The sequence below is a fragment of the Chitinophagales bacterium genome (assembly GCA_041392475.1).
GTDB lineage: Bacteria > Bacteroidota > Bacteroidia > Chitinophagales > UBA2359 > JAUHXA01.
Genome location: JAWKLZ010000001.1, coordinates 2474213 through 2490390, shown reverse-complemented (window position 1 = coordinate 2490390; position 16178 = coordinate 2474213). Strand labels below are relative to the sequence as shown.

Here is a 16178-nt window from a genome sequence, read left to right as displayed (position 1 = left end):
AATTAATAAAACAAAATATATTTCGCAATGACCAAGAACGGAAACAGAGGATGGTTGGATACAGCAGAAGGACAGCAACTTCAAGAACGCTTGACCAGTGAAAAAACATTGCACGCCATCAACCATTTGCTTGACAGAATAGACACTTTGGAGCAAACAGTGGATAGGCTGGCCACAATCATCGAACGAGGGCCAGGGCTGATGAGTATGGCGGCGGATATTGTAGATGAAACTTACAATAAGGCATCCGTAAAAGGTATCAACATTGAGGAACGTTTGGGAGGAGCCTTAGAAATAGCCGAAAAACTCACCTCCCCTGCAATGGTATCGCAGTTGAACAGCGTGTTGGAATTGGCGAATAAAGCACCTGGTTTGGTAAGTATGGTAGCAGATATGGCAGACGATGCGGTAAAACAAGCCTCTAACAAAGGCATCAACTTAGAAGAACGTTTGGGAGGAGCCTTAGAAATAGCCGAAAAACTCACCTCCCCTGCAATGGTATCGCAGTTGAACAGCGTGTTGGAATTGGCGAATAAAGCACCTTGGTTTGGTAAGCATGGTAGCAGATATGGCGGATGATGCAGTAAGGCAAGCTTCGTACAAAGGCATTAACATTGAAGAACGTTTGGGAGGAGCCTTAGAAATAGCCGAAAAACTCACCTCCCCTGCAATGGTATCGCAGTTGAACAGCGTGTTGGAATTGGCGAATAAAGCACCTGGTTTGGTAAGCATGGTAGCAGATATGGCGGATGATGCAGTAAGGCAAGCTTCGAACAAAGGCATTAACATTGAAGAACGTTTGGGAGCGGCTTTAGAAATAGCCGAAAAACTCACCTCCCCTGCAATGGTATCGCAGTTGAACAGCGTATTGGAATTGGCAAATCAAGGACCTGGATTGGTAAGCATGGTAGCAGATATGGCGGATGATGCAGTAAGGCAAGCTTCGAACAAAGGCATTGACATTGAAGAACGTTTGGGAGCGGCTTTAGAAATAGCCGAAAAACTCACCTCCCCTGCAATGGTATCGCAGTTGAACAGCGTATTGGAATTGGCAAATCAAGGACCTGGATTGGTAGCGATGACCATAGATATGTTAGACGAAGGATATCAAACCGCAGCAGCCAATGGTTTCGACTTGGATTTGTTGCTAAAAGAAGGCGCAAATTTGACTTCCAAAATGACCGTTTTGATGCGTTCCGAAGAATTTAAGGCTTTGTTGGACAGCGGTGCTCTGGCTCCTAAAACTTTGAAAATTGTCAATTGTGCAGCACAGGCATTGGCAGAAAGCCAAAATCAACCACCCCAAAAAGTAGGATTTTTTGGCATGTTGCGGGTCATGGGCAATCCCGATATGCAGCGTACGCTTGGCTTTTTGACCGCCTTCGCCAAACAGTTTGGTAAGAAACTGTAATAAATTTGGACTTTGGATGAAAGACATAAGTAGAAAGACAAAATAAGTAAATGTTTGGTTATGATTAAATTGAATTAAAAATTCAATTTTACTTTATTTAATTGCTGTCGATGATTTAAAACTTTTTGTCTTATGTCTTTAATCTTTCGTCTAAAGTCTAAAACGGATATACCATTTAATCAATAATAATAATAACTTAAACATATTAAAATAATTATTATGGCACATTATCAAGTACTTATAGTTGGAGCGGGGAGTGCAGGCTTGTCCGTAGCATCCTTATTATGTAATAAACCCAACGCTCCAGAAGTGGCAATCATAGACCCAAGCACCAAACACTACTATCAACCGATTTGGACCTTGGTAGGTGCAGGTGTTTTTGACAAAAGCGTTTCGGAAAGAAACCAAGCCGATTTTATTCCACACAATGCGACATGGATACAAGACGCTGTAGAAAGTTTCGACCCAGACAACAACAGTGTTACGCTGAAGAGTGGTAAAAAAGTGACTTACGACTATTTGGTCGTTGCAGCAGGAATTCAGATAGATTGGGGACTCATTCCTGGATTGAAGGAAAGCGTGGGCAAACCTGGTACAGGTGTAGTCAGCAATTATTCTTTTGAAACAGTGGATTCTACTTGGGCTGCTATTCAAAACACCAAAAGCGGCAATGCGATTTTTACCGAACCCGCTACACCCATCAAGTGCGGTGGCGCACCCATCAAAATTTGTTTCTTGGCTTCTGACTATTTCCGCAAAAACGGCTTGTCAAAGAAAGTAGATGTTCATTTCTGCAAAGCGGGCGGAGGCATTTTTGCAGTGCCTAAGTATGCCGCTTCTTTGACCAAAGTAGCCGACCGTTATGGCATCAACCGCCATTGGTTGACCAATTTGACTGCACTTCGACCCGACAAAAAAGAGGCAGATTTTGTACACATGGAAACAGGTGAAAAAACCACAATGGAATACTCCATGATTCACGTCACGCCTCCAATGGCACCACCTGATTTCATCAAGAACAGTCCTTTGGCGGCAAGTTCGGGATGGGTAGAAGTGGACAAATACACCACACAACATACCCGCTACGAGAATGTGTTTTCACTGGGAGATTGCAGCAATTTGCCGACTTCCAAAACGGGTGCTGCTATCCGCAAACAAGCCCCTACAACGGTCGCAAATTTAATGTCACTGATGGATGGACAGCCACTGGCGAAACACTACGATGGTTATACTTCTTGTCCTTTGGTGACGGGCTATGGCAAGTTGATTTTGGCAGAATTTGACTACGATAAACAACCTGCAGAGTCTTTCCCATTCGACCAAAGTGAGGAGCGTTACAGTATGTATGCTTTGAAGGCTTATGGTTTGCCGAAAATGTACTGGCATGGAATGTTGAAGGGAAGGGAGTTTTAGGATTACTATAGACTGACTGCCTATCGCAAAATATGTGAAGTGAAATAGACTTCTGAAATTTAGACTTTAGAGGTGATTGACTTCAGTGACAACCACTTTTTTTAAAAACAAAAATTTCAGAAGTTTTTGCTTCAAGTTAGGTCTTTATCTTTTTCTGTTCAAAAAACTACTCCCTACAGAAAACGGAAGTTCCTAAGACTTCCATTTTCTAAAAGATTAACATTCTGTAAGTTAGGAAACTTGCGGCAAGGGCTTCGTTCAAGTGTTCACACTTGAACGGGCTATTTATCATAAATAACGATTCTTATATGCAGCGTTTATGGAAGGGCAGAGGTTATACAGATGACAATCATAACTTTCATAATTAAAGCAATCAATAATGAACACAAGAATCCTTTTTAGCCTATTTTTTGCCCTCTTATTGGCGTTGACGAGTTGTAGTAAAGATGCAGAAATTGTAACGGAGTTGGATAACGAAATACTCAATCATGCCAAAACAAGTGTTTGTGATTTAGAAGATGCGGATGTTGAAATCGTTCCTGTATGTTCTTTTGATCCAATTAATTTTCCTGAAATTCCTTTCCCAGTATATGTTTACATCAATGGAGATAGGATTCCTTTTCAAGGTTATAGTTATGAATGGGGTACAGGTTCTCATGGCTCTGCTATTTCTGTCACTTACAATCAATTACCTGTGTCATTGCTGCTAACAGAAGATGCTACTGATTGCCAAATAGCATTGACTTTAAATCAAAGTTTTTGGGGGAAAGAGTCGGATATTACGGTTGTACCTGTTAATAACAATCATCTTCCCACTTCAATAGCCTTGCCTGAAGATTCTAATGAAGGTGGAACAGACACGGCTTTGAATCAGGAATTTTAAGCTACAAATGATAATAAAGAGGAGAACTTTACTCAATGCCTCAAAGTCACCATCCAATTACCAGGAGATCCGAGGATGTATTCTACGACAACATCTATGTCTGTTCCAGATAATTTAGAGGAAGTTCGGTAGTTGATTTTTACGTGGAGAGGGAATTGCGGATCACGGATGGTGATGCGGTTGTTGCCGTCTTGTTCGAGGATGCCGCTATCATTGATAATCATCAAATCTCGGACTTCTGAGGCGTTGGTGATGTTGGTTTGGACTCTATTGATGGCATCATCCATTTTTTTGGCAGAAGCACTGACCACATTTTGTTTTCGGAGGAATTTGTGGTTGGCTTCAAAGATGGCTCTTACAAATTTGCCATTTTTCCATATACCCTCTCTGTCTTTGGGTTTTTCAGTAGTGGCTTCTCCTGCAATCCGCATCATGCCTACACCGTTTCGCTCACCATTTTTCCAGTTGCCGATGTAGTAATCACCATTCGACCATGTGTAAGTGCCTTTGCCGTGTGGTAATCCTTTTTTGAAGTCACCCTCATATTGATCCAATCCAACAGCTTTACCTGTTCCTTCTGCAAAACCTTTTTTGCAGTCACCTTCGTAAGTGCCTTCAAGCGTGGGCATCATGACTTTGCAGGCGTTTTCTTTTGAGGTTTCGGTTTGTTGGGCTGATAGTTGAAGGGAGAAAGTGAGGAAACATAAGGCAGCGATGGTGTAGAAGAATTTTTTCATTTGATGGTTTGTTTTATGTTCTAGACATAAGACGAAAGACTTTAATAAGGGCTTTCAAACCTTATAGGTGTTTAATTATATCCTACATTTCGATAACTTTTTTATAATAAAATAAAAATCAAATTACTAAGAAATTATTTTTATCTCAATTGATAGATTTTTAATTATTATTAAATTTGATTTTCAATGCTCTGTGAAATATGACCGAAACGTAGGTTATATGATTTCTTGAAGTTACTAAACTTGTATGTATTTTCGTAAGTTAAACCTATAAGGTTTTAGTCTTTCGTTTAAAGTCCAAATGTACGAAAACAGTTGCACAGCTATTTTGTTATTAGAGAGTATTTTATTGTAAACACAAATCAACTATTTGGTAGCGTATGGACTTGGCTGAAAGAGAAGAATTGAAGCAAAAAATGGAGGAGGCAATTGCAGTGGTGGAAGACCAGATTTTTGAGTTGGAAGTGCTGACCCAACCTATTTCCCCAGACAATGCTTTGGGAAGAATTACCCGAATGGATGCCATCAATAATAAGGGGGTGAATGAGGAGAATTTAAGGCGAGCGAGGCAAAAGTTGTCGAATTTACAAACTTCTTTGTCGAAAATTGACGAAGCCGAATTTGGGAAATGTGTAAAGTGTGGTCAGTCTATTCAAATGGCTCGGTTGATGTATATGCCTGAAAGTGCTACTTGTGTGCGCTGTGCTCATTGAGATGTATTGCCCTTTTCGGTCGGTCATGCTACATTTTTGCAGTAAGAATTGATAGAAATAGGGGTATCATAAACAAAAAGAATCTATTTTTTGTAATATTCTTTGTAAATTTAGAGTTAAGATTGCTCATTTTTTAAAATCACCCCTATGTCCTATTTACGTTACCTAGTAGTTTTCCTTGTATTGGCTCCCAACTTTTTGGCCGCCCAAAACAGCACCCTGACCTACGATGATGTGGTGTTTAAGCGGGAATTTAGCATGGGTATTCAAGCCCATACCAATGGCTTTGGTATCAATGCACACTTTGTAAAAATCAACAATATTTTCAAAAAAACCGTTTATGAAATTGAGTTGATGGACATTAAACATCCAAAAGAATACCGTAATCAAAGCATTTTTGCTTCTTCTCGCAATTCTGCTCGTGGGTATGTGTATGCCAAACAAAACAATTTTTACAACCTCAACTTTACAGTGGGCAAAATAAAAATGTTGGCGGAAAAGGGGCGTAAAAGTGGGGTGGACATAGGTTTGTATTATGCGGGTGGATTGTCTTTGGGACTTGCCAAACCTTATTACCTCGAATTGATTTATGGAAATGGCAGCAATATCAACTTCACGACTCGTGACGAAAAATACGAAGATGGCTTAGAACCTGAAGGAAATGCCAATATTTTTCTGAGTCAAAACCGCATTTACGGAGCTTCCGGATTTTCTTTTGGCCTCAACGAAATGAAAATTTATCCCGGTGCAAAGGCAAAAGTTGCCCTTATGTTTGATTGGGCCAACTACAATGAGTATGTAAAGGCTTTGGAAGTAGGTGCAATGGTGAATGTGTATGCTTCTCGTGTACCAATTTTGGTGGCATTGGACGAGGAGATAGATTACAATAAGTTTTTGTTTTTGAATTTGTATGTGAAGTTCATGTTTGGTAAACGTTGGTAGCGGATAAGCTTCTAATTCAATCAATAATGATATAAAAAAAGGCTCAATGACGGTTTTGAAACTGTTGTTGAGCCTTTTTTTGTTTAATTCGATATTGATTTACTGTACCACCAACTTCTCTATCACCATTTCCCCACTTTCGGTTGTTAATCGCAGCAAGTACATACCTGGGCTGATATTTTCAGCCTCAAAGTAAATCTGATGAACTGCATCGTTTTCGGCAAGTGTGTGGTAAATTTCCTTCACTTTTCTACCATCCAAAGTGTAGAGTGTGATGTCTGCAATAGCCGTTTGTGCAATGCCAAATTCAATAGTCGTATAATAGCTAAATGGATTTGGACGAACTTGTAAGAAAGTCTCACCTGAATTGACAATGTCTGTTTTGCTGCCACTTGTTGCACAGCCAACACTTCCTCGACCTCTGCCTCTACCCGAAGGCTGTCTGCCCACATAAAAATCGTCGGTCAAACTTCCGCCATTGCAGTCGTTGATGGTGACGTAGTAAGTGCCTGATACCAAGTTAGAGATGTCTTCTGTACTGGCAACAAAACCGTTTGGTCCTGTCCAACTATAGGTGTAAGCAGGAGGAGGAACACAAGCAAATCCACCACTCACTGCAATGTTGATTGCTCCATCTTCATCACCTATGCACGTTTCCTTTGTAATGACCACACTGTTGATGGTTACATTTGGATTGTCCGATGAACCAATTATCCATGCGGCACTCTCACAGCCATTGTCGTCCGTAACTATCAAGTTCCAAGTAGCTTCATCGGAATAATTAACCGTATAAACCCCTACTGCAAAACTGTTTAAGAAAGCAGCCCCTGTAGATGTAAAGTCTGTGTAGTAAGAAGGCGTTCCACCTGTGATGGTGATGGTTGCCATGTTGGTGAGGCTACTTGCTCCATTTGTAGTACTATAGGTAACTTCTGCACTTGGTATTTCTGGCATGGTGACCGCTTGAAGTGTGGAAAGGTCATAACATCCAACATCTGATGTACCAATACTGCTTATCAACAAATTAGAACTACCCACAGGAGAGGGAACAGGTGGCAACACACTTAATTCCACATAACTATATAGTTCGTAATCCCCTTCTGCCACACCTGCAAATATACCTGTGGTATTGACTGCTTCAATAATACCCGTTGTTTCATTCACCAACAAATAGTATAAAACATAGCCATCATCGGTTTGATGTGTGCCATTTGTACTTACAACGAGGTCATCGCCTACACACACATCTGGTTCTACCAGCATAAGTGTACCTGCAACGGCATTACAGCAGCTTAGAAGAGTGGCATCTGCGGTTGTTGTGCAGCCGTTTTCGTTCGTAACAGTTACTGTATAAATACCAGAAGAGGTGACAGTAATACTTTGTGTTGTGGCAGTATTGGACCACTGATAGGTATAGTTTTCAGGATAATTTCCTGCGCCTAAAACGATGTTGTCCTCTTCACAAAGTACGAAATCACTGCTGGAAGTGATTTCTTGTGTTTCTGGCAAATCGTAAACGGTTAGTGTGACTGCTGTTCTGCCGTCACTCATACAGCTTTGCGAATTTGCAGCTTCTACCCAGTACGTAGTTGTCGTTGTTGGCAGCGGATTTGGAGTATATTCCGTTCCAGTAGTCAGAACATTGCCGCCCGTTTCTTGGTCGTACCAAGTATAATCATATCCATTGTCTTCTACTCCCAAAGGTGTAGTCAATGGTTGGTTGAGGCAAATAGCTTGGTCAATTGGAGTAATTTCGGGAAGGTCATAAATGGTCAATTTCACCAATACTACATTTGTTGCTCCACAATCTGCAAAGGTATCGCTGTCCACGCTCACATAGATTGTATGCGTGCCAGGACCTAAGACATTGAAGTTGGGTACAAAGCGGTTGATATTTAGTATTTCGGAAAAGATATAAATCCCGGCAACTTCAGTGAGTGAAATATCTGTGTACCACATATTGACGGTGAATACACCATTGACATCAAGGGGTTTATTGGTGGCATTTTCCACATTTTCACCAAAGCAAGTGAACATTGGAGTGAAAAGTGTATAGTTAGAAATATTGCCGTCATCCACTTCAATGATTGGATTTCCAATGATATTCACAAAAGCATTGTTAGGGTCTTCAATAATTCCTTCGTTTACGAACATTCCATCATTTTCGTGTTGCTCGCCATTTTCGCCATAACTGGACGAAATCAAGCCTTGATTCAAAAAGTCGGCATCTTCTGTATTGTTGACTTTGCTATCTGTGATGAACACCGAACAGTCGTTGTTGTTGAACTCTTCGTTGTTTTCCAAGGCATTGCCGCCAATGTTATTGAAGTCAACGGTTCCGTCGTTGTTCACTGTACCATCATTTCTCATGCCCATACCTTCGCCAATGATGTTTTTGATTTGCAAAATTGCTTCACTGTCAGTGTGTAGTAATCCGCCCGAATCAATGCTTACACCTACATCATTGTTCAGTTTTCCCGATTTTGAAGGGCCACCTCCTCCGTCCACGATTACTTCTCCACCAGATGCAATTTCAAAAGTTCCACCGTTTTGAATCTCCAAGAAATTGACTACACTCACAGCACCTTTCTTCAACATGGATTTTGAAGGAGATTCGAGAACTGTAATTGTGAGTGTACCACTTACTTCAACGCTATCGGATTGTACCATCATTCCGATATTTTCGGTGGTTATGGTGAAATCACCAGCGTCCGAAAGTTGCCCGTTGTTGACTACTCCTGTACTTGCGCCAATCATGTTGATGACATTGACGGTAGAACTATCTTGCGCTTCAAAAGTACCTCCTGCATTGACATCAATACCTGTGTCATTTGATAAAACGCCTGATTTAGCAACAAGGGTAGATTGTCCGTCAATCGTAAGAGAAGCTCCCGATAAAACCGAAAATGTACCCCCGTTTTGAATTTCTAAGAAATTGACCACACTCGCACCGCCAGATGCTTTTGCAGCAAGAGATAGTCCTTCAATTTTAGAAATGTCTAAATCTCCACCATTGCTGAAGCTACCTGCTTCAACATCTATTCCCCTGCCCTCTGTTGTCATGTCAAAATCACCATCGTTGGTGACTGTTCCGCTTGTACTCATGCCAATGCTTGCGCCAATCATGTTGATGACATCCACTTCAGAATTGGTTTCGGCAATGAAAGTACCGCCGCTGTTGACTGCAATGCCCGTATCGTTGAATTGTGCTTTGCTTGCACCCGATTTTTGAGCACCAGTATCTTGTCCATTGATGAGTAGAGAGCCACCTGATAAAACCGAAAAAGTGCCTCCGTTTTGAATCTCCAAGAAATTGACCACGCTCGCCCCGCCTGTTGTTTTTGCAGCAAAGGATAAACCGTCAATTTTAGAAATGTCCAAATCTCCGCCATTGTTAAATTCACCTGCTTGTACTTCAACGCCTCTGCTTTCTGTAGTAATGTCAAAATCGCCATCGTTTTCGACTGTTCCACTTGTACTCATGCCAATACTTGCGCCAATCATGTTGATGACATCTACATCAGAGTTGGTTTCTGCAATGAAAGTACCTCCACTGTTTACTGCAATGCCCGTATCGTTTAGCAGTGCGTTGGTTGCGCCCGATTTTTGGGCACCAGTAACTTGACCATTAATGAGTAGAGAAGCCCCTGATAAGACCGAAAAAGTACCACCATTTTGAATCTCTAAAAAATTGACTACACTTGCACCTCCTGATGTTTTTGCAGCAAAGGATAAACCTTCAATTTTAGAAATAGTGATTTGACCACTGTTTTCGGTTGTGTCTGATTGTATTTGCATCCCTGTATTTTCAACCGTAATCTCCATGCTGCCGCCATTGTCTATCGTTCCATTCGTGACGACTCCTGTACTCAAACCACTCATATTGATGACATGAATGTTGGTATTGGTTTCGGAAGTGAAAGTGCCTCCAGCATTGACATCAATTCCCGTATCGTTGTTGACGAAACCTGCCTTTAAGGTAGGTCCAACATCTTCTCCATCAATGGTCAAATCGCCATCATCCACCACTTCAAATGTTCCTCCATTTTGGATTTCCAAGAAATTGACTACGCTTGCGCCACCTGTTTTTTTGAAACCTGCGGTGGCTTCTGGTTTGGAGATTATCACGCTTCCATCGTCTGTAAAAGTGCTGGAAGTTCTAATGCCAGTATCCTCTGCTGTGATGGTCATTTCGCCACTATTGTTCACATCTCCCTCATTGTCAATTCCCATTCCCGAAATATTGATGACCTGTGTTACACCTGTGTCCTCAGAGGTAAAAGTTCCGCCGCCAAAAATTTTGATACCTGTATCCCCATCAGAAAAACCTGCTTTTTCAGGGCCAAGACCACTTGCTGTACCATCAATCACTAAAGTATCGCCTGCGGTCACTTCAAATGTTCCTCCATTTTGAATTTCCAAGAAATTGACCACACTTATGATGCCTGTTTTTCCGTCACCTACACCTATACCACCAAATCCCTCGTTAATTTCAATAAATCCATTGTCATTTACCACACCTGTTGCGCCCACATTCAAACCTACTCCTGATGAAGAAATAAATAAATGTCCACTAACATTCAAATTGCCGTCAACATTTACGCCTGTGACACTTGCTTCAAAAATGAGTGCTGCACCTCCGTCTTCAATGAGCATACTTGCTCCTGTTTGAATATCAATGCCTGTGGTGGTAAAGAATGTAATCAATTCTCCGCCATTAGCGATGGTTACTGAAGCATTGGCTTCAATGATGAGGTTTCCTATTTCTACAAAATCATCAATGATAGGGTAGTTGGTAAGCGGTGAAATATCTGCAATGGTCACTTCATCACTATAGTCTGGAATAATGCCTGTGCTCCAATTGTTGGGGTCGTTCCAATCAGAATTTGCAGGTTCACTGCCTCCTGTCCAGATGAAATCAGGAACACAATTTTCTATGGTTACTTCAATGCTGGTATATAAAGCACATTCATTGGAAGGGTCGTCAATGTAAAAGTCAAGTGTATGTGTACCTACTTCAATGATTGTATTATCAGGAGTAAAAGTGTTATTGGCGGAATCGTAAGTGCCAGCACTGCTTTCTGACCCTCCATCATACCAATTGGTTGAAACATCCAAATTCGTACCTCCATCTATCAAGGCGTTCTCAATTGATTCTCCCAAACAGCCTGTAAGGGGTAAAATGATGAGGCTATTGTTGGTAATATCTGCGCCACCATTGAAGGAATTGTAGAAGTCGTTGATAACTCCATTGTTGGTGAAAATACCTGATATGTTGTTTGTGCCATCGAAAGTGGTAGTTAATAAACCCTCGTTTGTGAAATTGGCATTGTTTACTATTTCACGATTTAGCGTGATGTTTGAACAGAAAGTATTGGTAAAGTCGGAAGATGCCAAGTTTTGGATAGCTTCGCTTGAAGAGAGCACTTCAATGTTTAATTCGCCATCGTTCACGAATAAGGCACTTGTTGCATTGGAGATGGCACTGTTTGTAGAAGAATTGTGAGAAATCAAAACAGTACCCTCGTTAATGAATTCTGCAACATTACCGAGGTTTACGATGCTTTGAGTACCTGAATTTCCTAAAATTATTTCACCTGAAAACACTTCAAATATTCCATAATTGAAAATACCGATGTCATTGGAGTCTTGAATGTTTAATTCTCCACGAATAGTCGTTGTGCCTTCATTTTCGAATCCATCATTGGTCGTATTGAGAATGTTCAATGTGGCAAGTGATTTCACCTCCAAATCTGCATTTTCTTCCACAAAAACGCCGTTTTCGCCGCCGTCTATGGTTAGTTCACTATTGGTGTCCATTACCAGACTGGCATTTGTGTTTATTTGTATAGATTTGGCAACGTTTCCAGTAGTAGAGATAGTGGGATAGTTAGAACTCTCTCCTAAACTAGGAATAATGACATCTTGTATAGCTAAAGGTTCTGTCCCTAATGACCAGTTGTCTGCTGTATCCCAATCTAAGTCTTCTGCACAGCCTGTCCATATATTTGTTGTACTGCTTGCTTGAGATTCATTGAGAATTGTGCCTTGATTGACAAAACCACCACCTGGACTGGCAAAAATATCGTTGGGGTCGAAAATAATCCCTGTGAAACCTTGTAGGAAAGTACCTGTATTGATGAAACTTGTGCCATCTGCATGAATGATTCCATCGTTAGTAATTGTTCCTCCATTTTCCAAAACATCATCGAACGTAATGCTGGCACATTGAAAGTTGTAAATTGCTCCTATACCTGACGTTACAAATATACTATTGGTTTCAATGGGAACTAATTTTTTATCTGGGGATGTTTGATTAATATTGATTTCCCCAAGATTGAATAGATTACTTGTTCCGCGTCGTGAGAGCCCATTTTCCCCTGCGCCACTGATTTCTAATGTTGCGTCACTGTCATTGTAGAATTCACCATTTGAAGTAAGTTTTAGCCCATCTTGAAGCGGGTCAATTATATAAAGACTACCTTCACTATTATTGAAAATGTCACCATCTAAGGCAACAGAAACGCCATTTGTCGAGCTATTGACAACCGAAATATTTCCACTATTCACAACTGTTCCGTTTGAAATATTCAAACCATTTGCATCAGATCCATCAATGTATATTGCTCCACTGGCATCAACAGTTAAAGTGCCATTTGTTAGGGTGATGGATTTGACTGTACCTACATTGGAGGCAATGACAGGGGAACTCTCTGCTTCTATAGCTCCAATTTGTACATCGGCATTGGCATCTGGAATACCGTTAGGACACCAGTTTAAAGGGTTGCTCCAATCTGTATCTATTTCTCCCGTCCATATAGGTGCATCCGCATCACAAGATGCTTCGTAGCAACCCATATCCAAAGTATTGAATTGAATTCTAAGATTGTAACTCAAATCAATATCAATTTCTTCTTCGATATTGCCATCACCATCTACATCGGTTGCGTCTGTTGGAATGCTAGCTGTATCTCCTGTATTGATGGCAGGAGAAGAAGGTTGAAGGGTAAAGTTTCCATCTGGAGAGGGAGAAGTAGTTGGGTCAATAGGAGTCATGAATAATGGGTCGGTAAAAATATTATTCGTCCCACTGCCTGACCATCCTCCTTCTATGCAAGAAAAACTGACGGTTGAGGAAAATGGATCTGAAATTTGCGTGTTTTCATTTTGTATTCCTTCTACTTCATTGTCCCAAAAAATGGAATTGATGGCATTAAAACCCGTTTCATCCATGTGTATGCCTTCGCCATGGTTTCCTACAACAGTGCAATTGCTCATGTATAGTATTTGACTGCTAGTTGAGCCAGTATGGTCAATTCCACCACCATCATTTCCCGAGATGAGGGTATTGACGATGGCTAAATCAGAAAAATAGTTGGCGATGGCATATCCCGAATTGGCTTTGAAGATACAATTCACAATCTTGGTATTGTCTTTTTTGAATTCTCCATTAAATATTGCACCTCCCGAATAGGAAGCATTGTTGTTGTAAAAAACGCAATTTTGGATGATGGCTTCTCCTAAGTTGTAGATTCCTCCTCCTTTGTTTTGAAGTACTTCGTTGTCTGTTTCGTTGGCATTTCCATCTGCAATATAAAATCCGTCAATTTTTACGCTGATGCCTTCATCTACTATGATTACTTGATAGCTGTTGTCACTATCATCGTTGTCAGCACCTATATCCCCACTCAGTATGGTTTCATACAACAGAAAATCTCTTTCACTTCTAAGGGTTTCTGTTCCGTTGAAACCACCATAGAGTTCTACTCCATCGGGAAGATAGAAGGAAATGCCTCTATTGGAGGTGCTTGTTGGAAAATATCCACCTTCTGCTACCCAAATTTCTAATGGACAAGTGGCTGCAAAAGCTAAAGCATCTTGTAAATCTATATACGCATCTTCCCAAGAAGTACCATCGTTGTTTCCTGAAACAGCATCTACGTCCACATAAAGAATGTCTGGAGGAGAAACTCCAGTTGCATTTCCTTCATAAGTTCCATTATCGGTAAAAGATGCCTCCAATAAATTAATAGTACCCAAATTGACTATTTCTCCGCTTGCATTGTTGGTTAAATTATTGGTAATGTTGATGATAGATTCACAACCATCATTGAAGAGTTGGCCGCTATTGTCAATGATTTCTGTGTTTAAGGTAGATTGATTGGTAACGGATGCGTCTAATTCAATGTTCAATTCACCCACATTTGCAGTTGACAGAATGGTGGGATAAAACCCCACACCCGCAGGAACAATTGCTGTTTTTGAGTCATTGGGTGAATCGGCAGTCCAGTTTCCGTCATTCGACCAATTGGTGTCTGTATCGCTACAATTTGTCCAAACAGTAGTATTTGTGCTTGTAAACTCAAATCCGTTGCTTTCTACATTAGTAGTGAAAGTTCCGCCATTTAGATTGTAAATAACTCCTTCGTTTTCGATTGTACCTACATTGACTCCATTGAAGGTAGAGGTGATGACTCCATTGTTGGTAAAAGTAATTGCGCCTCCATTGTCAATTTCATCATTGATGGTAATTGTGGTACAACTGGAGTTATCAAATTCTGAAATATTCCAAATCGAACCATCAGAGGGTGAATTGGAGGTATTGATGTTGATTTCGCCATCATTGGTGAAAAGTGCTCGGTTGTCTATTCCTGATTCTGGATGGTTTCCAGTAATATTGATGGTTCCACTATTCAAAAAGTCAGAGCCAATCTGATTGAACAATCCATCGTCTCCTGTGCCTGTAATGGTGATTGTTCCTGCATTTGTAGCCATGTTTTCGTTTCGCAAGCCGTCACTTGCAGAGTTCAAAATGCTCAACCCTCCATCATTTGTGAGTGTTCCCAAATTGTGCAAACCATTGGAATTGGAACCGTCTATAGTCAATTCTCCGTTTGTTTCTATTTGAAGAGAAGTACCTACTTGAATGATGACAGATTTGGCTGTACTTCCAGTAGTTGAAATGCTTGGAAAAGTAGAGCTTGCCGAAAAGTCGCTTACGATTACGTCGTAAGTACCGTCTGGCTCTACCCCTAAACTCCAGTTTTCTGCTGTTTCCCAACTGGTTGTGCCAGCACAAGCTGTCCAGATATTGGTAGTCAAGTTGGTGTAAACAGATCCAAAGCCAGTTGTAGTTAGTGCCGTTGAATTGGGATTGTAAATGATGCCATTGTTTGTAATTGTACCAGAATTGTCATTGTTGCCATTGAGAATGATTACGCCATCGTTGTCAAAAGAAGAACCTTCTACATCATTATCAGTTCTATTATTGGTTATTACTTGACCACAAAGATTGTTGGTAAATTGGCTAGTGTTATAAATAGCACCACCTTCAGGGGCATCGTCTATGTTGATATCCAGTGTCCCAAAGTTTTGAAAGTTGCCCGCATTAAAAAAACCTGCAATGCCTCCTTGAATGAATAGGTCGCCATTGTTGGTTAAGTCTGCCATGTTGAACAATGACTCAATTGCAGAATCTACAATTAGGATTGTTCCATTATTGATTATTTCAATCCCATCAGGGGTGTTGTCAAGTGCGAACTCGCCAAGCGTACCAGTGATTTCAAGCGAACCTGTAATGTTGATAGTCCCAACATTGACCAATCCACTTTCTCCCGCATCTATGATGAATAAGTCGCCATCTATACTTAGTGTTCCTTCAATGGTAACCGCATCGGAAGTTGAATTGCTGACCGTAAGATCTGCCCCCACTTCAATATCCAAAGTAGAAATAATATCTATCATGTTGATAGATTTAACCATGTTTCCCGTAGATGAAATAACAGGATAATTGGTAAGCATAGGTGGAATCACCACATCATCCGATGCAGTAGGTTCTGTTCCTGTATCCCAATTAGTACCAATATCCCAGTTGGCATCGGTATTTCCTGTCCACGTAACTGTGGCTGCTTGCAAGGAAGTTGCGGAAATAAGAATAAAAAAGATAGTAATTGTAGCCCTAAAAAGCTTTGTTGACATGGTTTCTATGCGTTTAAAGTATCGGGAATATTATTAGCTGACTTCTTCTATTTATTTTTTTAATAGCTTGAAAAGCGAAAAAGTAAACATACAGAGTGTAC

At 40.7% G+C, this 16178-nt stretch carries 8 protein-coding genes; 6 read left to right on the top strand and 2 right to left on the bottom strand.

Features of this window, described 5'->3' with window-relative positions:
- Positions 1 to 27: 27 nt before the first annotated feature.
- From R3E32_09180 to R3E32_09165, 4 genes are all read left to right on the top strand, one after another.
- Positions 28 to 579, top strand: coding sequence for a hypothetical protein (locus R3E32_09180; protein ID MEZ4884884.1), 552 nt, complete (start codon positions 28 to 30; stop codon positions 577 to 579).
- Entirely contained in the window at positions 557 to 1411 is an 855-nt protein-coding gene (locus R3E32_09175; protein ID MEZ4884883.1) for a DUF1641 domain-containing protein, read from the top strand. The genes R3E32_09180 and R3E32_09175 overlap by 23 nt, the downstream gene beginning before the upstream one ends.
- A 219-nt stretch (positions 1412 to 1630) precedes the next feature.
- Positions 1631 to 2824 carry an FAD/NAD(P)-binding oxidoreductase gene (locus R3E32_09170; protein MEZ4884882.1) on the top strand — a complete coding sequence of 398 codons (1194 nt, stop codon included), beginning with the start codon at positions 1631 to 1633 and terminating at the stop codon, positions 2822 to 2824.
- Between the two features lie 379 nt (positions 2825 to 3203).
- Complete coding sequence (locus tag R3E32_09165; GenBank protein ID MEZ4884881.1) at positions 3204 to 3707, top strand: hypothetical protein; 504 nt, start codon at positions 3204 to 3206, stop codon at positions 3705 to 3707.
- A 32-nt stretch (positions 3708 to 3739) separates the two neighbouring features.
- On the opposite strand, the gene R3E32_09160 is transcribed toward R3E32_09165, so the two are convergent.
- Positions 3740 to 4444 (bottom strand): hypothetical protein, encoded by a 705-nt coding sequence (locus R3E32_09160; GenBank protein MEZ4884880.1) that lies wholly within the window; start codon positions 4442 to 4444, stop codon positions 3740 to 3742.
- Between the two features lie 380 nt (positions 4445 to 4824).
- On the opposite strand from R3E32_09160, the gene R3E32_09155 reads away from it, so the two are divergent.
- Complete coding sequence (locus R3E32_09155) at positions 4825 to 5157, top strand: TraR/DksA C4-type zinc finger protein (GenBank protein MEZ4884879.1); 333 nt, start codon at positions 4825 to 4827, stop codon at positions 5155 to 5157.
- Positions 5158 to 5304: 147 nt separating this feature from the next.
- Positions 5305 to 6099, top strand: coding sequence for a hypothetical protein (locus tag R3E32_09150; protein ID MEZ4884878.1), 795 nt, complete (start codon positions 5305 to 5307; stop codon positions 6097 to 6099).
- Positions 6100 to 6198: 99 nt separating this feature from the next.
- Here R3E32_09150 and R3E32_09145 read toward each other — a convergent pair whose 3' ends face one another.
- Entirely contained in the window at positions 6199 to 16077 is a 9879-nt protein-coding gene (locus R3E32_09145; protein ID MEZ4884877.1) for a T9SS type A sorting domain-containing protein, read from the bottom strand.
- Positions 16078 to 16178 lie beyond the last annotated feature (101 nt).

What these genes read in the sequence shown, in the direction of transcription:
- R3E32_09180 (MEZ4884884.1), top strand. Translation starts at nt 28, where the DNA reads ATGACCAAGAACGGAAACAGAGGATGGTTGGATACAGCAGAAGGACAG.
- R3E32_09175 (MEZ4884883.1), top strand. Translation starts at nt 557, where the DNA reads ATGGTAGCAGATATGGCGGATGATGCAGTAAGGCAAGCTTCGTACAAA.
- R3E32_09170 (MEZ4884882.1), top strand. Translation starts at nt 1,631, where the DNA reads ATGGCACATTATCAAGTACTTATAGTTGGAGCGGGGAGTGCAGGCTTG.
- R3E32_09165 (MEZ4884881.1), top strand. Translation starts at nt 3,204, where the DNA reads ATGAACACAAGAATCCTTTTTAGCCTATTTTTTGCCCTCTTATTGGCG.
- R3E32_09160 (MEZ4884880.1), bottom strand. Translation starts at nt 4,444, where the DNA reads ATGAAAAAATTCTTCTACACCATCGCTGCCTTATGTTTCCTCACTTTC.
- R3E32_09155 (MEZ4884879.1), top strand. Translation starts at nt 4,825, where the DNA reads ATGGACTTGGCTGAAAGAGAAGAATTGAAGCAAAAAATGGAGGAGGCA.
- R3E32_09150 (MEZ4884878.1), top strand. Translation starts at nt 5,305, where the DNA reads ATGTCCTATTTACGTTACCTAGTAGTTTTCCTTGTATTGGCTCCCAAC.
- R3E32_09145 (MEZ4884877.1), bottom strand. Translation starts at nt 16,077, where the DNA reads ATGTCAACAAAGCTTTTTAGGGCTACAATTACTATCTTTTTTATTCTT.